Genomic DNA, 20,403 nt, shown 5'->3' with positions numbered 1-20,403 from the left:
GTTCGGTGCTCGCGTCTAGTCGGCGAGCAACTTGGTCACGGCGTCGGCCACGTCGCGACGGGCGCGGTGCGCGATGTCGAGCACCGGCATGGTCAGAAAGCCGTGGATGGCGCCGTAGTACAGCTCGGTCACCGGCACGCCTGCCTCGCGCAGTGCCTCTGCGTAGGCGAGGGCCTCGTCGCGCATCGGGTCGTAGCCCGTGACCACGAGCACGGTCGGGGCGACGCCCTCGACGGATGCGGACAGTGGTGCGGCATAGGGGTTTTCGCGGTCAGTGGTGTTGGGCACGTACTGGTCCCAGTACCACTGCATGGCAGCGGTGGTGTTGTAGTAGCCGGTGCGGAACTCGTGGTACGAGCCGTAGGTGAAGTCGGCGGTCAGTACCGGGTAGAGCAGTACCTGCGCGGCCAGCGGCGCACCGCCGCGGTCGCGGGTCATGAGCGCGGTGACGGCGGAGAGGTTGCCGCCGGCGCTGTCGCCACCGACCACGAGCTTCGTCGGGTCGCCACCGAGTTCGGTGGCATGCGCGGCAGCCCACTGGGTCACGGTGTAGACGTCTTCGGCGGCGGCCGGCCACCGATGTTCGGGCGCCAGCCGGTAGTCGACCGAAACCACCACGGCAGGAATCGAATTCGCGAAGCTGCGGCAGAGACCGTCGTGCGAGTCCAGATCGCAGAAGACGAAGCCGCCGCCGTGCGCGAAGACGAAAACGGGAAGTCCGTCCTCTGTGTTGCGCCTGCTGGGGCGGTAGATTCGGACGCCGATGCCGTCGACCTGGGTATCGGTGACGGAGCCGACCGCCTCGGGTTCGGCAGGTGCGACGAACCGTGCGCGGATGGCAGCGCGCGCTTGCGCGCCGGTCATGTTCGGCAGGTCGGGAAAGCCGCCGTTGAGTGCCTCGAGGAGACCGGCGATCTGTGCGTCGAGACTCACGCGTACTGCAGCGCCGGGCCCATGCGCAGCGGGCGCATCGGCTGCAGCGTCGGTGCCACACGGGAATCCTCGGCGTTGCGCCAGATGCCCATGGCGGTCATGCGCACCGGCGCGGTCAGCTGTTCGAAGGCCATGCGGTTCATTGGACCACACACGGAGACGGCGGCGACGGCCTCACCCTGGCGGCCGATCGGCGCTGCGACACAACCGAATCCGGGCACCGACTCTTCGCGCTCGAAGGCGACGCCGTGCGAGCGGACCTTGGCCAGTTCGGTGGCGAGTTGGGCGCGATTGGCGATCGAGTACTTGGTCTTGCGGCTCATGAGGTCGACCTCGGCGTCCTGGTTGTAGGCCAGGATCGCCTTGCCGACGGCGGTACAGTGCGCCGGCTGGCGGCCACCCACTCGCGACGGCAGCACGGTCATCATGCCGTTGCCGACCTTCTCCAGGTAGACGACGTCGCCGCCGTCGAGCACCGCAAGGTGCACGACCAGGCCGGTGGCGCGATGCAGTTCATGCAGCAGCGGGCCGGCGGCACGGTGCAGGCGATCCTGGTGCACGGCCAGCGAGCCGAGCTCCACCAGACGCATCCCCAGTTCGTAGTCGCGGCCGTTGCGGCGCAGCCAGCGCAGCTGCACCAGTCGCTCCAGCATCCGGTGGGCAGACGAGCGGGGCAGACCCGTGCGGCGCACGATCTGCGCCAGGGTCAGGCGGCCGGGGCCGTCGAACGCGTCGAGGACCAGCGATACCCGGTCGATGACCGCGCTGGGGGTGGTGGATTCGACTGCTGCTGTCATGTCGGCCTCCAAGCTCCGTTGCTCCGTGTAGATATTACTATTAGTAATATGCCTGTTTGTATCACATGGCGGTGGGGCTTGTCACACATTTCGCGGGAGCGCGGGAGAATATATGCACGACGAGGCGCCCCGAGCCGGGCTGGCAAGGGACGCCTCGTGTGTCGATTCTGCAGCTCATGACCCAAATCTGGGACACGGCTGCGGGATCGTCATGGTGTCGACACGCGCGGTGGCGACACGCCGGACTGGTTCAGCTCTGCGCCGCGGACCTCCCGGCACGACGCCCGTAGAAGCTGCCATCGCCGAGGGAAACGCCGCTGGCATAACCCCAGGCAGCCAGGCCGGCCGCGCTCCGGCCGGCCGCGAACAGCCCGGGAATCGGCTCGCCGCCGACGTGCAGTACGCGGCCGTCCAACGTGGTCAGCAGGCCACCGAGGGTGAACCCTCCGGTGCTGCCGCGCAGGTCGATCGCACCGACCGGGGACCCGATCGGGCGCAGCCACTGCGGCTTCTTGTGCAGCAATGGGTCCTCGCCGCGCGCGGCATGCTCGTTGTAGTAGGCGACGGTGTGCTGCAGGACGCCCTCGGGCAGACCGATCTCGGCTTCGAGTTCGGCGACCGTCTCGCACACCCAGGTGGCCGGGCGCCGCAGGAACGGCGTCGCCGAGGTCGCGGCCATGGCCTCCTCCTGAGCATCGCCGTCGATGATCAGATAGGCGGTGTTGTCCTGGTAGTACAGCGTCTGCTGGCCGATGCGTCCGGCATAGGTGTCCTCGGCGATGTAGCGCTGACCGAAGCCGTTGACCAGGATGCCGCGGACCAACTGCTGCGGGTCGCAGAAGAACGCCACCTCGGTGGCGTCCATGTGCGCCAGGTCGGCGCCGAGCGCCTGCGCCATCCGGATCGCCCGGCCGTCGTGCTGCTCGATACTCGCCGCCGGACGGCCCGCGATGCGGGGCGCGTACTGCGCGACCATCGCGTCGCTGTAGGCGAAGCTGCCCGAGGCCAGCACCACGCCGCGGCGGGCCCTGATCGCCACGGTGTCGCTGTACCGGCGCGCGACGATGCCGACAACCCGGCCGTCGGCATCGGTGACGGGCGACTGCACCTCGGTGTCGTAGACCGACCGGACGCCCTGCGCCGTCGCGGTCTCCACGAGTGGCTTCATCAGCATGTAGCCGCCACTGCGCTCGCCGGCGACCTTGTCGGTCATCTGCGGCACGTGACCGCGCGGCGCGGGAGTGGCAATCGTGTTGTACGGGAAGGCATTTTCGCCGCCCGTGAACATCAGGCCCTCGTCGCTCGGTGGCTCCCAACCCGGTTCGCCCCAGAACACCGGCTTGAACGGCACGCCGCAGCTCACCAGCCAGTCGTAGTGGGCGACACTACCCGCGCAGTAGTCGTCGATCCGTTCGGCGTCGGCGCCGGGACCCATGGCCACCTTCAGGAAGGCGGCCATGTTCTCCACGGAATCCTCGAAACCGCAGGCTTTTTGGAGCTCGGTGCCACCGCCGAGGTAGATGAACCCACCGGCCATGGCGGCAGCGCCGCCCCAGCCGCCGGTGCGCTCGACGACCAGGACGTCGGCGCCGGCTGCCGAGGCTTCCACCGCGGCGGCCGCACCGGCGATGCCGTAACCGACGATGACGACGTCGGCCTCGTCATCCCACGAGGTGATGGACGATGCCGGGACCGGTGACAGCGCGGCGCTCATGGCAGCATCGCCCGCGGCGGAACGCCCATCCACTCATGGCCCCAGTAACTGTCGGCGGTGATTTCCTCTGCGGTGTAATACCGTTCGTCGACCTTCATGCCCTCGGTGCCGAACTCGATGTCCCAGTCGCCGGGCGACCGCACGTAGAACGACACCATCTTGTCGTTGGTGTGCCGCCCCAGCGTGGACGACAGCTGGAAGCCGTCCCGGTTCACGCGGTCGAGCGCCTGCCCGACGGCGTCGAGCGTGTCGACCTCGACCATGAGGTGGATCAGTTTCGGGTCGCGCAGCGTCGCGGCCGGGCAGATTGCCAGGCTGTGGTGCCGCTCGTTGATGCCCAGGAACCGCACCCGCAACGGACCGAACTCCGGGGGAGCGGGCACTCGGAAGGCGCCGCGGGGCAGGAAGCCCAGCACATCGGTGTAGAACGCGGTCAACCCGTTGGCGTCCTGCGCGGGCAGCACGACGTGGCCGAGCCCGAGGCCCTCGGTGACGAAGCGGGCACCGAACGGGGTGACCACAGGGCTGTGGTCCAGCACCGCACCGTGGAACACCTCGACATCGTTGCCGCCCGGGTCGACGAAGGCGATGACCTCGTCGACGCGGCGGGCGTCGGCCTCTTCGAGGGACAGCTGCTTCCATGGCACGCCGGCGCCGTCCAGGGTGGCCTGCACCCGGCGCAGCGCGGCGCCGTCGCGGACCTCCCAGCCCACGGTGACGATGCGGTCGGCGTCGCCCGGCACCACGATGATGCGCGCGGTGCGCTCGTCCATCCGCAAGTACAGCGCATCAGGGTCGGGGCCGCTACCTTTCGCGAAACCCAGTACGTCGAAAGCGAATTGGCGCCAGCGTTCGATGTCGGCGGTCTGGACCTTCACATAGCCCAGGCTCTTCAGATCAGTCACGTCAGATCATGCCTCGCAGCGGGCCCTGCGGGTCCACGCCGAGGCTGCTGAGCGCCGACGCGTGGTAGGTCGTGCCCGGGACATGGATGGCGTGGGCCTGGCCGACGTGTGCGTCGCGCCAGTACCGCTGCAACGGCTTGTCCATCCGGGTGGCGTTACCGCCGCAGCGGGCGAAGATTTCGTCGACCGCGGAGACCGCGCGCCACACCGACCGAATCTGGGTGCGCCGGCCGGCGGCGCGGTCCTCGAACGACACGTCCTTGCCGGCCTCGACCATGTCGTAGATCCGGTCGACGTTGGCCAGCAGTTCCTGGCGGGCCGCGTTGATGTCGGCGGCCGCCTCACCGATGGCGTACATGACGTACGGGTCGTCCTTGATGGCCACGCCGCTGGAGTTGACGCGCTCACGCTGGTAGTCGAGCGCGGCGGCCAGCGCGCCCTCGGCGATACCGATGACGGCCGACGAGATGCCCAGCGGGAACATCGTCGACCACGGCATCAGGTACAGCGGCGAGGTCATGCCGGCCTCGATCTGGGCCCGCCCGTCCATCACCTTGGTGGCGTCCATGGTGCGGTAGGTGGGGACGAAGGCGTCCTTGACGATGACGTCCTTGGATCCGGTGCCGCGCAGGCCCACCACGTTCCAGGAGTCCTGGACGATCTCGTAGTCGCTGCGGGGCAGGATCATGTGCAGCATCTGCGGCGGCATGAGGGGCTTGCCCTCAGCGTCGCCGAGCATGGCGCCCAGGAAGATCCACTCACAGTGGTCGGTACCCGAGCTGAACTGCCAACGGCCGTTGAAGATGTAGCCACCGTCGACGGGCCGGGCCACGCCCTGCGGGGCGTACGGCGACGCGACCCAGGTGTCGGTGTCGGATCCCCAGATCTCGGCGGCGACCTTCGGGTCCGCGTAGGCGAGCTGGTACGGGTGCACACCGACGACGCCGTTGATCCAGCCGGCGGCCGGGTCCAGCGCAGCGGTCGCCATCACGGTCTCGGCGAACTCGCGCGGATGCACCTCCAGGCCGTCGTATTCCTTGGGCTGCAGCAGCTTGATGTTGCCGGCGGCCTTCATCAGCTTCACGGTCTCGTCGGGCAGCTGGCCCAACTTCTCCGCCTCCCAGGCCTGCTCGCGAAGCTGGTCGGCGATGTCACCGAGTTTGTCGATAACCCGCTGGGTCATGGTCGTTTTCCTAACTCCTGTGATGGGCTAATCAATGGTTTACCGCACCCCCGGCGCACCGGAAGGCGCTTCCCGGTCAGCGGGCGAAATTCGGGTACCCGACGTCGATTCGGGTACCCGCCGGCCCAATGGTCGGGACCGGATTCGGTGGGTCGTCCGGTCACCGGGACGCCTCGTACTGGGGCATTCGAAGGACGGCTAACTTCGCACTATGAGCAGCGCACAACAGGTTGACGTCGTGGTTGTCGGTGCCGGGTTCGCCGGTCTCTACGCACTGCACAAGCTGCGGTCGGAGGGCCATTCCGTCGTGGTGTTCGAGGCGGCCTCCGACGTGGGCGGCACCTGGTTCTACAACCGGTACCCCGGTGCTCGCTGCGACGTGGAGAGCATCGACTACTGCTACTCGTTCGACAAGGACCTGCAGCAGGAGTGGACCTGGACCGAGAAGTACGCGACCCAGGCCGAAATCCTCTCGTACATCAACCATGTCGCGGACCGGTTCGACCTGCGCCGCGACATCCGGCTGAACACCCGCGTCGTCTCGGCGACGCTCGACGAGGAGACGTTGCGCTGGACGGTCACCACCGACACCGGTGAGACGGTGGACGCACAGTTCTGTGTCATGGCCACCGGCGCGCTGTCCGACCCGCTGTTGCCCAACATCCCCGGGGTCGAGACCTTTGCCGGCGAGACCTATCACACCGCGAACTGGCCGCACGAGGGCGTCGACTTCACCGGTAAGCGCGTCGGCCTCATCGGCACCGGTTCGTCGGGCATCCAGAGCACGCCGATCGTGGCCACACAGGCCGCGGAACTCGTTGTCTTCCAACGCACTCCGAACTTCTCCGTGCCGGCCGGCAACGAGCCGCTGACGGCCGAGCGCGAAGCCGAGATCAAGGCGCACTACGACGAACGGCGTGAGCTGTCGTGGCGCAGTGGCGGCGGCTCTCCGCATATGGCGCACCCCAAGCTCACGATGGAGCTGTCCGAGGAAGAGCGCCGCGCCGAGTTCGAAAAGCGTTGGCAGCTGGGCGGTGTGCTGTTCAGCAAGACCTTCCTGGACCAGATGGTCGACCCGGTGGCCAACGCCGAAGCCAAGAAGTTCTATGAAGAGAAGGTGCGCGCGGTCATCGACGATCCCGAGGTCGCCGACATGCTGATCCCGAACGACCACCCAATCGGTGCCAAGCGAATCTGCACCGATACCAACTACTTCCAGACGTTCAACCAGCCGCACGTGAAGCTGGTCAGTGTGAAGCAGACGCCGATCGAGAAGATCGATGCCACCGGCATCACGACCACCGAGGCCCGGTTCGACCTGGACGCCATCATCTTCGCCACGGGGTTCGACGCGCTCACCGGAGCGCTGGGCCGCATCGACATCACCGGCCGCGGCGGGGAGAAGCTCAAGCAGAACTGGGTCGACGGACCGCGCAGCTACCTGGGCCTTGGTGTGGACGGCTTCCCGAACATGTTCCTGGTGAACGGGCCCGGTGCGCCCGCGGTGCTGGCCAACATGGTCCTGCACGCCGAAGCGCACGTGAACTGGATCGCCGATGCCATCGAGTACGTCGGCAAGCACGGTTACGCGGCCATCGAGGCCACCACCGATGCGGTCGACGCCTGGGGCGCCGAACTGGTGCGCCGCGCCGACCAGACGCTGTTCCCGAAAGCGAACTCCTGGTACATGGGCGCGAATGTGCCCGGCAAGCCAAGGGTTTTCATGTTGTTCATCGGCGGCTTCGCCGCCTACAACGACATCTGCGCCGAGGTGGCGGCCGCCGGGTACAAGGGATTTGAACTGACCAAGGCCGGCTGATGTCAGGGCTGCTGAACAAGGTCGCCCTGGTGACCGGCGCCGCCCGCGGCACCGGTCGGGCCCACTGCGAGCGCTTCGCCGACGAGGGCGCCGACATCATCGCTCTCGACGTCGCCAATGCCGTAGCCGATCTGGCCGACCTGGCGGACGCGGTGAAGCAGCGCGGCCAGCGTTGTTACACCAGCGTGGCCGATGTGTCGTCGTTCGACGAGATGCAGGCCGCCGTCGACGAGGGTGTCTGGGAGTTCGGCCGGCTGGACGTCGTGGTCGCCAACGCCGGTATCCACTCGGCGTCGGCGCCCGCCTGGGAGGTGAGCGCCGAAGACTGGCAGCGTGTCATCGGCGTCAACCTGACCGGCGTGTGGCACACGGTCAAGGCCGCGATCCCGCATTTCGGTCCGGCCGGCGGATCCGTGGTGATCATCAGCTCCACCAACGGCCTTCGTGGCACCGCGAACACCGCGGCGTACACCTCCACCAAGCATGCGGTGGTCGGCCTGGCGCGCACCCTGGCAAACGAGCTGGGCCCCAAGCGGATTCGCGTGAATACCGTCCACCCCGGAGCGGTGGGCACTCCCATGGTGCTGAACCCGGAGACCTTCAAACGCATCCGGCCCGACCTGGAGAATCCGACGGCCGAGGATGTCGCAGAAGTCCTCGCCGCACGAAACCTCTTGCCGGTGCCGTGGGTGGAGCCCGAGGACATCAGCAACGCGGTGGTGTTCCTGGCGTCCGACGAGGCCCGCTACATCACCGGCACCCAGCTGGTCGTCGATGCGGGGCTGACGCAGAAGGCGTGACCGGCTCGGGGCTACTGGCGCTCGACGATTCCGGCCGCGACCTCGAGTTCGCGGAGCGCCGGTTCGATGGCGTCGGCCATGGCATCGATGTCGTTCGCCATCTCGGGTGTGGTGACGAAGCCGAAGTCGATGCGGTCCCGGTAGCTGAAGCAGGTGACATTGAGTCCGACGTCCATCAGCAGGGGGCCCATCGGCATCATCTGCTCGAGGACCGCGCCGTCCATGTAGAGCGGCACGGGCGGTCCGGGGACGTTGGAGACGACCAGGTTCATCGGCTTCAGGGTGCCGCCGAGCTTGCTCGCGGTGTAGGCCCGGGCGGCCAGGGCGACCAGGCCGGGCGGCGTGGTGTCGGTCAACCCCATGATCTGGTGCGCCGTCAGGGCTTTGGCCATTTCCTTGGCACTCTGGGAGCTGGCGTAGATGGCCTTGATCCGCTCGGCGGGGTCGACGATGTCCGATGCCAGCGAGACCGCCATCGCGCTGACCTGGTTGCCCACCTGGTCGCTCGAGCTCTCGGTCCGGGTCGACACCGGGACCTGGGCGATCAGCGACTTCTCGGGCAGCTCGCCGCGGTCCTCCAGATACGTCCGCATGGCACTCGAGACCAGCGCCAGCACGACATCGTTGACCTTCACCCCGAATGCTTCCTTGACGGCTTTGACGCGCCCGAGGGAGACGCCGGAATTGCTGACCCGGCGGTGCGGTGAGATCGGGCCGTTGAACCGGGTGGGCGGTGCGTCGAAGATGCCGGGCGGTTTGTTGGCGACGCCGAGCGCCGCGATCTGCTGTCGCACGGTCTGCTCCAGGAAGCGTGCGATCCGGTAGGGCGTCTTGATGCCGATGTTGATCAGTCCGCCCAAGGCCTGCAATTCCATCCCGGGTGCCTTGACACCGACCAGTGACCGGGTCGGTTCGGCGGCCGGCGGCCGCGGAGTGGGGGTGAGGTCCAGCAGAATCTCGCCGAGGCCTGCGCCAGAGACGCCGTCGATGATCGCGTGGTGCATCTTCATCAGCACCGCGACCCGGCCGCCTTCGACGCCTTCGATGAACCAGAGTTCCCACAGTGGCCTCGACCGGTCCAGCTTGTAGGACATGAGCCGTCCCACCAACTGGTCGAGTTCGCGGCGGCCGCCGGGGGCCGGTACCGCGATGTGGCGGACGTGGAAGTCGATATCGAGTTCTTCGTCCTCGACGAACCACGGCCGGTCGAGGCCGAGCGGTGCGCCGGTGACCCGCCAGCGCAACTGCGGCATCTCCGGCAGGCGGGCGGCGATGAGTGCCTTCACTGACTCGAAGCTGAAATCCGGTGCGTCCGTGGGGTCGTAGATCGATGATGCCGCGACATGCATATGCCAACTGTTGGTTTCCGCGAACCAGAAGGTCGCGTCGGCACCCGACAAGCGATTCATGCGGCTGATCCTAAGGCGCTCGCGGAGGCGCGGGCTCGAATTCGGCCTTTTGGTATGGAATCCGCGGTGGCAGCGCTGACTCTGGTCGCCCAGGACGGTCAATCGTGTTGGCGCGCAACGTCAGCGGGTGTCCCGGCTGTCGCGATGTATGTTCCACATCGGTCAATTCGCAAGCCTGGCAATATCTTCCACTGACGAAAACGACCGCGTCCGCACACCAAGGTGCGCGGACGCGGCCGCCCGTGAAGAGGATCAGCGCTGCAGGAAGCCCAGCACCGTGCTCTCGAACGCCTCCTTGGCCTCGATCATCGCCCAGTGCCCACAGTTCGGGAATACGTGCAGCTCGGCGTTGGAGATGGTGCGCATCGGGATCAGCGCCATGTCCAACGGGCTCACGCGGTCGTCGCGCCCCCAGGTCAGCAGCGTCGGGGCCTTCACCTTGTGCATCTGCGCCCACGGCTGCGGCGGTGCCGCATCCGACCGCATGAACTTCATCATCATTTTGAACGCGGCCTTGCCGTACATGCGGCGAGCCGACTCCAGGGTCTCGGGGTCCGACGCCAGCTTCATGCGCTCTTCGATCAGCTCCTCGGTGACGATCTTCTCGTCGTAGACCATCGAGTTGAGCCAGTCGACCAGGCGCTGGCGGGTCGGGTCCTCGGTGAACTCCTGCAGGAGGCGGATGCCCTCGCTCGGGCCGGGGCTGAAGATGTTGGTGCCGATACCGCCGATGGTGACCAGCTTGCCGATGCGGTCGGGATTGTTGATGGCGAAGTTGATGCCGACGCCGCCGCCCATCGAGTTGCCGACGATGTCCACCTTCTCCACGCCGAGCGCGTCGAGGAAGGGCACCACGGCGGACTGGGCGTCGATCATCGGGTGGCCGCCGAAGTCGTCGCTGACGCCGAAGCCGGGGAACTCCAGGATCAGGCAGCGGAAGTGTGCCGCGAAGGTCGGCAGGATGCCGCGGAAGTTCCGCCAGCCGGTGACGCCCGGGCCCGAACCGTGCAGAAACAGCACTACAGGGCCGGTTCCCTCGTCGTAATAGCGCAGCGTGCCGCGCTCCGTCTGGACTTCCTTCAGCTCAGTCATACGTTCCAAATTACGGTGTGATTGTCACGCGGTCGCGACCGCCTCCCGTCCGGTGGGACGCGAGGCGCCCGGGGGCTCCCGATTGTGCAGCCCAGGGCCTTTATGGTGTCCAGATGACCGTGCCAGAGTCTGGGCGTCCGCTGGCGGGCGTGCGCATCGTCGAAATCTCCAGTTTCGTCGCGGTGCCCCTGGCGGGGATGACGCTGACGCAGCTCGGCGCCGAGGTCATCAGGATTGATCCCGTCGGCGGCGCCGCGGACTATCACCGCTGGCCGGTCACCGATGACGGCGAGAGCATCTACTGGGCGGGCCTGAACAAGGGCAAGCGATCGGTCGCGGTGGACATGCGCTCACCGGAAGGCCAGGAGTTGGTGACCCGGCTGATCGTCGACGCCGGTGTCTTCATCACCAATGTGGCGGGCCGGCAATGGCATTCGTACGAGACCCTGCGCGCGGTGCGGCCCGACCTGATCCACGCCGAGGTGTGCGGCCGGGCCGACGGCGGCACGGCCGTGGACTACACGGTCAACGCGGGGCTGGGCTTTCCGTTGGTCACCGGACCCGCCGAGCTGCAGACCCCGGTGAATCACGTGCTGGCGGCCTGGGATGTGTCGTGCGGCCTCTACCTGGCGCTGGCGGTGACTGCGGCGCTGCGGCACCGCGACGGCAGCGGTCAGGGCCAGCGGGTCAGCATCCCCTTGGAGAACGTGGCCCTGGCCACCGCCGGGAATCTCGGTTTCCTGACCGAGGTCATGATCAACGGCGTGAGCCGCGAACGCATCGGCAACTCGATCTTCGGGCAGTACGGGCAGCAGTTCGTCAGTGCCGACGGGGCCGCGTTCATGATCGTCGCGCTGACCGGTCGGCACTTCCGGGACCTGGTCGAGGTCACCGGAACCACGAAAGCCGTTGCCGCGCTGTCGCAGTCACTCGGAGCGGACTTCACGGACGAGGGGCAGCGATACCTGCACCGAGATGCACTCACCGGTCTGTTGACCGGGTGGTTCTGTGCGCACACCGCCGAGCAGATCACGGTGGCGCTGGGCGCGACGTCGATCTTGTGGGAGCGCTACCGCGACTTCGGCGAGGTGGCGGTGAGCCCCAAGGTGACTGAGAACCCGCTGTTCACCGAACTCGACCAGCCCCGCATCGGCCGCCACCTGGCGCCCGGACTGCCGCTGCGGATCGACGGCGAATATCCGCCGGCGCGGCCGGCGCCGGCGCTCGGCGACGACACCGCCGCGGTGCTGACCGAACGCCTGGGTCTCACCGCAGATGACGTCGCACGGTTGTCGGAGGCGGGGACCGTGGCGTGAGCGTGCTGCCTGATCTGTTGGTGGTGTCGCCCGGTGCCGGGCCCGACGCCTGGGTGGGTGAGGCCGGGGGACCGGGCGGCAAGCGGGCCTTCGGCGGACTGCTGATGGCGCAGAGCCTGTCCGCGGCGTGCCAGACCGTGGATCGGGAGATGCGCCCGACCGCCATGCACCTGCAGTACCTGCGGGGTGGAGAGGCCGGTGCCACCACGGATTACACGGTGGCCCGGGTGTACGACGGACGGACCGCGGCGGCGCGGCGAGTCGAGGCCTTCCAGGCCGGGCGGCTGCTGACCGTCGCGACGGTGTCGTTCTCGGTGGATCTGGCCGGGCCCGAACACGATGAATCCTGGTCGCTGCCAGACGATCCCGAGCAGCTGCCGATGACCGGGCCGCCCGGGCCGGCGCCGGCGGTGCCGCTGGACGAAATCGACATCCGGATCGTCGACGACCGGTCGTCGGGCGAGTTCGTGCGACGCATGTGGTGGCGGGCCACGGTGCCGATGCCGCCGGAACCGTTGCCGCACATGATGATTGCCTGCTACATCACCGACCTGTACGGGATCGACCCGGCGCTGCAGGTGCACGGACATTCCATGCAGGCACGCACCCACCGCAGCGGCACCACCGATTTCTCGATCTGGTTTCACCACCCGATCCGGGCCGACCGGTGGAATCTGCTGGAATCGCGGTCGCCCGCTGCGGGACGCGGACGCGGGGTCATCACCGGGAGTCTGGTGGACGCGGACGGATCCCGGGTCGCGACGCTGGTGCAGGAAGGTCTGATCGCGGACCGGTAGTACCGTCGTCCGCAGGCTGGTGAGAAACCCCGAAGGAGAACGATGAACGGCGCACAGGCACTGATCCGCACACTGGTCGACGCCGGCGTCGACGTCTGCTTCGGCAATCCCGGCACCAGCGAGATGCACTTCGTCGCGGCCCTGGACTCGGTGCCCGAGATGCGTGGTGTGCTCTGCCTTTTCGAGGGTGTGGTCACCGGCGCCGCCGACGGTTATGCCCGCATGGCGGAGAAGCCGGCGGCCACTCTGCTTCATCTGGGACCGGGCCTGGGCAACGGCATTGCCAACCTGCACAACGCCCGGCGGGCCTATTCGCCGGTCGTGAATGTCGTCGGCGACCACGCGCTCGGCCACAAGAAGTACGACGCGCCACTGGAATCCGATATCGACGCGATGGCGAGTACGGTGTCGGGCTGGGTGCGCCGGTGCGAGAAGCTGGCCGACATCGCCACCGACGCGGTGGCCGCGATCGAGGCCGCGCAGCAAGGGCAGGTGGCCACCCTGATCCTGCCCGCCGACGTGTCGTGGACCGAGGGCGCCGAACCGGCGGTGGGGGAGCCCGCCCCGAGCGCGGCGTCGTTCGACTACCGGGCCGGTGTCGACCCGGACGAACATGAATTGCTCGACGCCGGAGCTGATGTCTTCGGCCCCGGCACCGTCCTACTGATGGGAAGCGCGGCGTGCCGCGAACGCGGTCTGCGCGCGGCCGGCCGGATCGCCGAGGTGACGGGGACCAAGGTGCTGATCGAGACCTTCCCGGCCCGGCTGGAACGCGGCGCCGGACTACCCAACTTCGAACGGCTGGCGTACCTCGCTGAAGCTGCCCAGTTCCAGCTGACCGGCGTCGAGCATCTGGTGCTGGCCGGCGCCCGGTCGCCGGTGTCGTTCTTCGCCTATCCGGGCAAGGCGAGCGATCTGGTGCCTGCCGGCTGTCGCGTGCACACCGTGGGCGGCGACGTCGTCGCGCGTCTGGAAGAACTGGCCGATGCGGTGGCGCCGGGTATCGAGCCGGTGCTGACCGAGCTGAAAACGCCGGAGCTGACGGCAGATTCGGCGCTGACGACGCAGAACTGGGTCGACGTGGTGGCTGCGACGTTGCCCGACCGGGCGATCGTCGTGGACGAGTCCAACACCAGCGGTTTCCTCCTGCCGCAGGCGACGATGAGCGCGCCGCGGCACGACCTGCTGACCCTGACCGGCGGCGCCATCGGCTTCGGGCTGCCGAGTGCGGTCGGTGCCGCGGTGGCCCGCCCGGACCGTCCGGTGCTGTGTCTGCAGGCCGATGGCAGTGCGATGTACACGATTTCAGCGTTGTGGACCATGGCGCACGAGCAGCTCGACATCGTGACGGTGATCCTCAACAATGCCGCGTACGCGATCCTGCGCATGGAGCTGCAGCGTGTCGGAGCGCAAGCCGGCGGACCGAAAGCCGCGGCAATGCTTGACCTCTCGGGCCCGACCACAGATTTCGCGGCGTTGGCAGGGGCCATGGGCGTGCCAACAGGCAAGGCGACGACCACCGGTGAGTTGGCCGATCAGCTTCGCGTCGGCTACGCCACGCCCGGGCCGTACCTCATCGACGCGGCGGTGCCGGCGCTGCTGTAGGTCAGTAACCGCTGAGCAGCGTGCGCAGCCGGCCCAGTTCGAGTGGGCCGGCGGCGCTACGGATTCGACCGGGGTCGGCCGGACGGCGCCCCCACAGAAGCAGCACCCGGGTTGCCGCGTCTGTCTCGATGGTCGCCGATCCTTCGGGCGGAGCCAGGGTGATGGCGGTGGTCTCGGCGTCAGCGGTCACCACGACGTCGTCGGCACCGGCAACCCGGATCCGCGCCTCCATGGGCCCGTCGTCATCCAGCGTCAGGATTTCGCGGCCACGGCGCAGCAGTGGCACGCCTACCGCGTACACGCTGTGGTCCGTCATCCATGGTTGCGCCAGCCGGTCCCGAGCGGGCGCGCCGTCTCCTGTGATGTCCCAACTGTGCAGGACGAGTTCCTCGCGCATGTGCTCGGCGAACCACGGCACTTTCATCGTGCGGCCCGTCCAGGCGACGTCGGTGTCCGCGGGTAGCTCATCGGCAGCGGCAGTGACCCTGCCGAGGTGCGCCATGCGGTCGTTGAACGCCGTCCACAGGTCGGCATCGTTCATCGCGCGGTACGGCTGCTCGCGCTCCTCGAACCCGCGGGTCGGAACCGGTTCGCCGGTCAAATGGCCGGCGAGGACCCGGGCGAGTTCTTCGGCGTTGCCGGTCTGATGGATGACGATGTCGCGCACGGTCCAGGCCTCGCACCAGGTGCCGGTCTGGGGGCTGCGCCGCTGTACGGCCTCGGCGAATGGGGCGAATTCGGGGAAGCGGTCGATGTCGACGGTGTCCATACCTCCATCGGTACCCCGCAATTGGTTCGGTGAACGCCGAACCAACCCTCGGCGCGTAAAAAAATTCGGGGCCCCTCGGTGAGGGGCCCCGAATCCTGCTGACGCTCAGCGGCTCTGATGCACGCTGCTGTCTACCTGCGGCGCCTCGGCGCGCGGGTGGATGTCGTTGACCCAGTCGTGGTGGGAGTAGTCCGCCGATGCCGGCGCGGCCAAACCCAGGACGGCTGCTGCCAGTCCGTTCGCCACCAGTGCGGCGATTCCGAGCTTCTTCATTGTCCCCAACTCCTTGTATCTGAAGCTTTGATGCTCGGTTCAACGGGTCAGGGCCCGGCGGTATTTCGGCACATTGGGCGTTGGCAGCAATTGATCGCTCTTCGGCAGGAATCAGTCTTTTCGAGAAGCCCTCGATGATGGCGTGGCCGGGTTATGACCGGCCCAGGGCAGAGGTCAGTTCAGGTCGCGGCCGGTCAGCGCCACGCTGAGGGTCCACAGTTCGGCTGCCTTGTCGCGGTCCACCGCATAGCACTTCACCCCGCTGCCGTCCGCGCTGGCCGGGCCCGCGACGTCGCAATCCTCGAGATACAGACCACCGAGGGCGGACAGTTGCGGGCTGGTCGCCGCCCATAATCCTGTTGCGGCGCCCTGGGACACGGTTTTGAACGTCGGGTCTGCGACGTTGCCCCGTTCGTCGATCCAGCCGCGATCGACCATCTCGGCCGACGCAAGGTGCCGTTGCAACGGAGTGAGGATGGACCCCGGATGCAGAGAGAACGCGTGCACTCCCGTGCCCGCCGCGAGTGAATCAAGGTGCAACGCGAACAGGATGTTGGCCGTTTTGGCCTGCCCGTAGGCCTCCCACTTGTCATAGCCGGTGGTGAAATGCGGATCATTCCAATGGATGTCCGAAATATGGTGCCCAGCCGACGAATACGCGATCACCCGGGCGTTGCCACGCACCAACGCGGGCCACACCTCGGCGACGAACGCGAAGTGGCCGAGGTGGTTGACGGCGAATTGGCTCTCCCAACCCGGACCTACACGCCGCAGGGGAGTGGCCATGATGCCGGCCGCGCCGATGAACAGGTCGATCTGTGACCACGCGTCGCGGATGCGCTGCGCGCACACGGTCATCGAATCGAGGTCGGCAAGGTCGGCGTGGAACATCGTGACGGAGTCGCCGAGATGGTCGACTGCGCGGCCGGCCGCATCGACACGGCGCGCGGGGACAATCACGTGCGCCCCTGCGTGGACGAGATGATTGGTGGTTTCCAGGCCCAAGCCTGAATAGCCGCCCGTGACGACTGCCACGATGCCGGAGAGGTCCACACCGGCCATGACGTCCTGACTGCTCGATTCATGGCCGAACCCAGAGGCGATGGGGTGCTGTGTGGTGGTTTCAGTCATGCCGTCACGCTAGGATCTAGAGTGCGCTCTAGGTCAACCTCGGGGATGAATACTCTTATGACACAAACCTTTACGATCGGGCACGTAGCAAAATGCACTGGCCTGAGCGTCCACACCCTGAGGTTCTACGAACGCGAGAACCTACTGGTCAGCAACGTCAAGCGCACCAGCTCCGGCCGCCGCCGCTACACCCAAACCGACATCGAATGGTTGGCAATTTGCGTCCGACTACGCGAATCCGGAATGCCGCTTGCCCAACTCGCCGAATTCGCCGCCCTGGTACGGCAAGGGCCAGGTAACGAAGCCCAACGACTGGAGCTCCTGCGCCAACACGAAGCGCACGTCCGGGCGCAACTGGCCAGCCTCCAGCACTGCCTCGACGTCATCGGAATGAAAGTGGCGATCTACCAGAGGCAAGTCGAAGATTCCTCGGCACACGGGCTCTGGGACCCCACCGTCACCCAGCACTGAACCGCCCCAGCGAACTGCCCTACCTGTGGATGAATCGCGCACTGTGCATAACTGACTCCCGGGCGCCGGATTCGGGGTCTTCACTACACGATCTGTCGGTGGCACCGGCCACGGTGACGGCATGAACACACCACCACGCATGACTCGTGCCGAGATCGGAGCGCTCGGCGAACAACTCGCGGTCGACCACCTGATCTCGCTGGGGATGACGGTCCTGGCCCGGAACTGGCGCTGCCGGTGGGGCGAACTCGATGTCATCGCCACCGAAAGGGACCACGGTGCCGTGGTTTTCGTCGAGGTGAAGACCCGCACCACCGCCGAGTTCGGCGGTATCGAAGAAGCGGTGACGCCCGAGAAGGCCCGCCGGTTGCGTCGGCTGGCGGGTATCTGGCTCGCCGAACAGGACTCGCGCTGGCCTGATGTTCGGATCGATGTGGTCGGCGTCCGCCTCGGCGGCCGGCAGCCGGAATTGGTGCACCTGAAGGGCATCGGCTGATGGCGCTGGGCCGGGCCTACTCGGTGGCCATCCGCGGCTTGGACGGCGTCATGGTCGAGATCGAGGCCGACATCACCTCGGGGCTGCCGGGGGTGCATCTGGTCGGCCTGCCCGACGCGGCGCTGCAGGAGTCGCGGGATCGGGTCCGTGCCGCGATCACCAACTGCGGCAACAGCTGGCCGATGTCACGGCTCACCCTTGGGCTGTCGCCGGCGACCCTGCCCAAAGGTGGATCGATGTACGACCTGGCGATCGCCGCGTCGGTGCTGTCGGCGCACCTGAAGACGCACTGGGGGCGGCTGGAGAAGACGGTCCTGCTGGGCGAACTGGCGCTGGACGGTCGGGTGCGCCCGGTCAAGGGTGTGCTGCCTGCCGTCATGGCCGCCAAGCGCGAGGGCTGGCCCTCGGTGGTGGTGCCGGCGGAGAATCTGGCCGAGGCGAGTCTGGTCGACGGCATCGAGGTGTGGGGCGTTCGCACCCTCGGGCAGATGCAGGCGTGGCTCAACGGGAAGGCGGCCCTGGACGGGCGGGTCGACACGACGGCGCCGGCCGTCGACGACAGTGTCGACCTCGCTGACGTGGTCGGTCAGACCCAAGCGCGGTGGGCGGTCGAGATCGCCGCCGCCGGCGCCCACCACCTGATGCTCACCGGGCCGCCCGGGATCGGCAAGACGATGCTGGCCCAACGGCTTCCGGGGTTGTTGCCCGACCTGACCGACGACGAGGCGTTGGAGGTCACCGCCATCCATTCGGTGGTGGGGATGCTCACCGGTGATACGCCGCTGATCACGCGCCCGCCCTTCGTCGCGCCGCACCACACGTCCAGTGTCTCGGCGCTGGTCGGCGGTGGCTCCGGGATGGCGCGGCCCGGCGCGATCAGCCGGTCGCATCGTGGCGTGTTGTTCCTCGACGAATGCGCCGAGATCGGGACCAGCGTGCTCGAAGCCCTGCGAACCCCGTTGGAGGAAGGCCAGATTCGGCTGGCCCGCCGCGACGGCGTGGCGTGCTATCCCGCTCGCTTCCAGCTGGTGCTCGCGGCCAATCCGTGCCCGTGCGCACCGCCCAACCCGCGGGACTGCGTGTGCCCGTCGGCCGACCGGCGCCGGTATCTGGGCAAGCTGTCCGGGCCGTTGATGGACCGGGTCGATCTGCGCGTGGACATGCACCCGGTGCTGGCGGGGGCTTTCGGCGACCACGCTGCGGAGTCCACCAGTGCTGTCCGTGCCAGAGTCGCCGCTGCCCGGGCCGCCGCAGCCGAGCGGTGGCGGGAGGTCGGGGTCCGGACCAATGCCGAGGTGCCGGGGCCCGTGCTGCGCCGCAGATTTCGGCTCAGCCGAGACGCGATGAAACCGCTGCGTCAATCGCTCGATTCGGGGCGGTTGAGTATCCGCGGCGTCGACCGCACGTTGCGCGTTGCGTGGTCCCTGGCCGATCTGGCCGGCCGCGATTCCCCCAATCTCGAAGACGTCAGTACCGCGCTGGGCTTCCGTGAAGGAGATGTGCGATGACTACCGACGACGTGGAACGACGGGCGTGGGCGTACCTGTCGCGCGTGGCCGAGCCACCGTGCCCGCGGCTGACCCAATTGGTGGCCGAGCGCGGCCCGGTGGCGGTGGCGGACATGATCCGGCGCGGTAACGAGGACCCGGACCTCACCGGAAGCGTCGCCGCCCGCAGGGAGGTCGACTGTGCCGCCAGGGATTTGGAGATCCTCGATCGCCGCGGCGGGCGGCTGATCACACCCGACGATGACGAGTGGCCGTACCTGTCGTTGGTCGGATTCGCGAACAAGGCGGTGAGGGATCGGCCATGGGGTTATCCGCCGATGGTGCTGTGGGCACTCGGCCCGGCCCGGCTCGACGACATCGCCGAGCGTGCCGCCGCGATCGTCGGTACCAGGGCCTGCACGTCGTACGGCGAACACGTCGCTGCCGAGATCACGGCGGGTCTCGTCGAACGTGATGCCGCGGTGGTCTCGGGTGGTGCCTATGGCATCGATGGGGCGGCGCACCGCGCGGCGCTGGCGGCGGACGGTGTCACCATGGCGGTGCTGGCCGGTGGTGTCGACGTGCCGTACCCGTCCGGGCATTCGGCGCTGCTGCACCGGGTGGCTACCTCGGGACTCCTGCTCAGTGAGTACTCACCAGGGGAGCGGCCGACCCGGTACCGGTTCCTGACCCGAAACCGGTTGGCGGCGGCGCTATCCGGTACCACCGTGGTGGTGGAGGCGGGGCTGCGCAGTGGGGCGGCGAACACGGCGGCTTGGGCGCATGCGATGGGCCGCAAGGTGTGTGCAGTGCCGGGACCGGTGACGTCGGCTGCGTCGGCGGGCTGCCACGTCCTCATCCGTAACGGCGCGGTCCTGGTCGACCGGGCCGAGCAGGTCATCGAATTGATCGGGCGGATGGGCGAACTCGCCGACGAACCCGAGCATCCGGAGACGCCGCTGGATGACCTGACCCCTGAACAGCTTCAGGTGTACGAGGCACTGCCGGCGCGCGGGTTCCGCAGCCTGGAGCAGATCTCCGTCGGCGCCGCGCTGCCGCCTGAACGGGTACTCGGGCCGCTGGCACTGCTGGAGATCAGCGGGTTGGTGGAGAAGCAGGACGGGCAGTGGCGGATCAGACGGGCGGGGTGAGGCGTGCTCATTCGAGGACCACCACGGAGCGCAGCACCTCACCGGAGTGCATCTTGTGGAAGGCGTCCTCGATCTGGTCGAGCCCGATGCGCTCGCTGACGAACTTGTCCAGCGGGAGGCGGCCCTGCAGGTACAGGCTGATCAGGGTGGGGAAGTCGCGCTCGGGCAGGCAGTCGCCGTACCAGGATGATTTGAGGGCGCCGCCGTGGGAGAAGAAGTCGATCAGCGGCATCTCGAGTGTCATGTCGGGTGTCG

Annotated in this window: 19 protein-coding genes and 1 pseudogene; 9 read left to right on the top strand and 11 right to left on the bottom strand. The window is 67.8% G+C overall.

What is annotated here, in order from left to right; genetic code table 11:
• Nucleotides 1-15: 15 nt before the first annotated feature.
• The 5 genes from lipP1 to QRN63_RS26785 all read right to left on the bottom strand — a co-directional run bounded on the left by lipP1 (nt 16) and on the right by QRN63_RS26785 (nt 5,532).
• Nucleotides 16-933, bottom strand: coding sequence for a LipP1 family hormone-sensitive lipase (gene lipP1 / locus QRN63_RS26805; RefSeq protein WP_267316947.1), 918 nt, complete (start codon nt 931-933; stop codon nt 16-18).
• Nucleotides 930-1,730 carry an IclR family transcriptional regulator gene (locus tag QRN63_RS26800; protein ID WP_073695215.1) on the bottom strand — a complete coding sequence of 267 codons (801 nt, stop codon included), beginning with the start codon at nt 1,728-1,730 and terminating at the stop codon, nt 930-932. The genes lipP1 and QRN63_RS26800 overlap by 4 nt, the downstream gene beginning before the upstream one ends.
• Nucleotides 1,731-1,980: 250 nt before the next feature.
• A complete protein-coding gene (locus tag QRN63_RS26795) occupies nt 1,981-3,444 on the bottom strand; it encodes an FAD-dependent oxidoreductase (RefSeq protein WP_285033930.1) in 1,464 nt (487 codons plus the stop codon).
• Nucleotides 3,441-4,349, bottom strand: a complete 909-nt coding sequence (gene bphC, locus QRN63_RS26790) for a biphenyl-2,3-diol 1,2-dioxygenase (RefSeq protein WP_285033928.1) — start codon at nt 4,347-4,349, stop codon at nt 3,441-3,443. The genes QRN63_RS26795 and bphC overlap by 4 nt, the downstream gene beginning before the upstream one ends.
• A gap of 1 nt (nt 4,350) precedes the next feature.
• The gene (locus tag QRN63_RS26785; protein ID WP_267316950.1) at nt 4,351-5,532 is read right to left on the bottom strand and encodes an acyl-CoA dehydrogenase family protein; all 1,182 of its coding nucleotides are present in this window, start codon (nt 5,530-5,532) and stop codon (nt 4,351-4,353) included.
• A 211-nt stretch (nt 5,533-5,743) separates the two neighbouring features.
• Here QRN63_RS26785 and QRN63_RS26780 point away from each other — a divergent pair, with 211 nt between their 5' ends.
• The gene (locus QRN63_RS26780) at nt 5,744-7,351 is read left to right on the top strand and encodes a flavin-containing monooxygenase (RefSeq protein ID WP_285033926.1); all 1,608 of its coding nucleotides are present in this window, start codon (nt 5,744-5,746) and stop codon (nt 7,349-7,351) included.
• A complete protein-coding gene (locus tag QRN63_RS26775) occupies nt 7,351-8,151 on the top strand; it encodes a mycofactocin-coupled SDR family oxidoreductase (RefSeq protein WP_267316952.1) in 801 nt (266 codons plus the stop codon). Before QRN63_RS26780 ends, QRN63_RS26775 begins: the two co-directional genes overlap by 1 nt.
• Nucleotides 8,152-8,162: 11 nt before the next feature.
• On the opposite strand, the gene QRN63_RS26770 is transcribed toward QRN63_RS26775, so the two are convergent.
• A complete protein-coding gene (locus tag QRN63_RS26770) occupies nt 8,163-9,560 on the bottom strand; it encodes a WS/DGAT/MGAT family O-acyltransferase (RefSeq protein ID WP_267316953.1) in 1,398 nt (465 codons plus the stop codon).
• Between the two features lie 252 nt (nt 9,561-9,812).
• Complete coding sequence (locus tag QRN63_RS26765) at nt 9,813-10,652, bottom strand: alpha/beta fold hydrolase (RefSeq protein WP_267316954.1); 840 nt, start codon at nt 10,650-10,652, stop codon at nt 9,813-9,815.
• A gap of 113 nt (nt 10,653-10,765) precedes the next feature.
• Here QRN63_RS26765 and QRN63_RS26760 point away from each other — a divergent pair, with 113 nt between their 5' ends.
• The 3 genes from QRN63_RS26760 to QRN63_RS26750 are packed head-to-tail and all read left to right on the top strand — an operon-like array spanning nt 10,766 to nt 14,370.
• Nucleotides 10,766-11,968, top strand: coding sequence for a CoA transferase (locus QRN63_RS26760; RefSeq protein WP_285033923.1), 1,203 nt, complete (start codon nt 10,766-10,768; stop codon nt 11,966-11,968).
• The gene (locus tag QRN63_RS26755) at nt 11,965-12,765 is read left to right on the top strand and encodes an acyl-CoA thioesterase (RefSeq protein WP_285033921.1); all 801 of its coding nucleotides are present in this window, start codon (nt 11,965-11,967) and stop codon (nt 12,763-12,765) included. The genes QRN63_RS26760 and QRN63_RS26755 overlap by 4 nt, the downstream gene beginning before the upstream one ends.
• Before the next feature lie 42 nt (nt 12,766-12,807).
• Nucleotides 12,808-14,370, top strand: a complete 1,563-nt coding sequence (locus QRN63_RS26750; protein ID WP_285033920.1) for an acetolactate synthase large subunit — start codon at nt 12,808-12,810, stop codon at nt 14,368-14,370.
• 1 nt (nt 14,371) lies between these two features.
• Here QRN63_RS26750 and QRN63_RS26745 read toward each other — a convergent pair whose 3' ends face one another.
• From QRN63_RS26745 to QRN63_RS26735, 3 genes are all read right to left on the bottom strand, one after another.
• Nucleotides 14,372-15,139, bottom strand: a complete 768-nt coding sequence (locus QRN63_RS26745) for a maleylpyruvate isomerase N-terminal domain-containing protein (RefSeq protein WP_285033918.1) — start codon at nt 15,137-15,139, stop codon at nt 14,372-14,374.
• Between the two features lie 105 nt (nt 15,140-15,244).
• Nucleotides 15,245-15,412, bottom strand: a complete 168-nt coding sequence (locus QRN63_RS26740; protein ID WP_267316959.1) for a hypothetical protein — start codon at nt 15,410-15,412, stop codon at nt 15,245-15,247.
• Nucleotides 15,413-15,586: 174 nt separating this feature from the next.
• A complete protein-coding gene (locus QRN63_RS26735; protein ID WP_285033917.1) occupies nt 15,587-16,543 on the bottom strand; it encodes an oxidoreductase in 957 nt (318 codons plus the stop codon).
• Between the two features lie 57 nt (nt 16,544-16,600).
• On the opposite strand from QRN63_RS26735, the gene QRN63_RS26730 reads away from it, so the two are divergent.
• The 4 genes from QRN63_RS26730 to dprA all read left to right on the top strand — a co-directional run bounded on the left by QRN63_RS26730 (nt 16,601) and on the right by dprA (nt 20,148).
• On the top strand, nt 16,601-17,014 hold the full coding sequence (locus QRN63_RS26730; RefSeq protein WP_285033915.1) for a MerR family transcriptional regulator: 414 nt from the start codon (nt 16,601-16,603) through the stop codon (nt 17,012-17,014).
• Nucleotides 17,015-17,153: 139 nt separating this feature from the next.
• Entirely contained in the window at nt 17,154-17,510 is a 357-nt protein-coding gene (locus QRN63_RS26725) for a YraN family protein (RefSeq protein WP_267317969.1), read from the top strand.
• A complete protein-coding gene (locus tag QRN63_RS26720) occupies nt 17,510-19,018 on the top strand; it encodes a YifB family Mg chelatase-like AAA ATPase (RefSeq protein WP_285033914.1) in 1,509 nt (502 codons plus the stop codon). Before QRN63_RS26725 ends, QRN63_RS26720 begins: the two co-directional genes overlap by 1 nt.
• Complete coding sequence (gene dprA / locus QRN63_RS26715) at nt 19,015-20,148, top strand: DNA-processing protein DprA (protein ID WP_285033912.1); 1,134 nt, start codon at nt 19,015-19,017, stop codon at nt 20,146-20,148. The genes QRN63_RS26720 and dprA overlap by 4 nt, the downstream gene beginning before the upstream one ends.
• A gap of 7 nt (nt 20,149-20,155) precedes the next feature.
• Here the strand turns inward: dprA and QRN63_RS26710 are convergent.
• A pseudogene (locus tag QRN63_RS26710) lies at nt 20,156-20,403 on the bottom strand (S-(hydroxymethyl)mycothiol dehydrogenase); the annotation flags it as partial.

Source organism: Mycolicibacterium sp. lyk4-40-TYG-92, assembly GCF_030209435.1.
Taxonomy (GTDB): Bacteria; Actinomycetota; Actinomycetes; order Mycobacteriales; family Mycobacteriaceae; genus Mycobacterium.
This window is presented reverse-complemented; position numbering and strand designations above follow the sequence as displayed.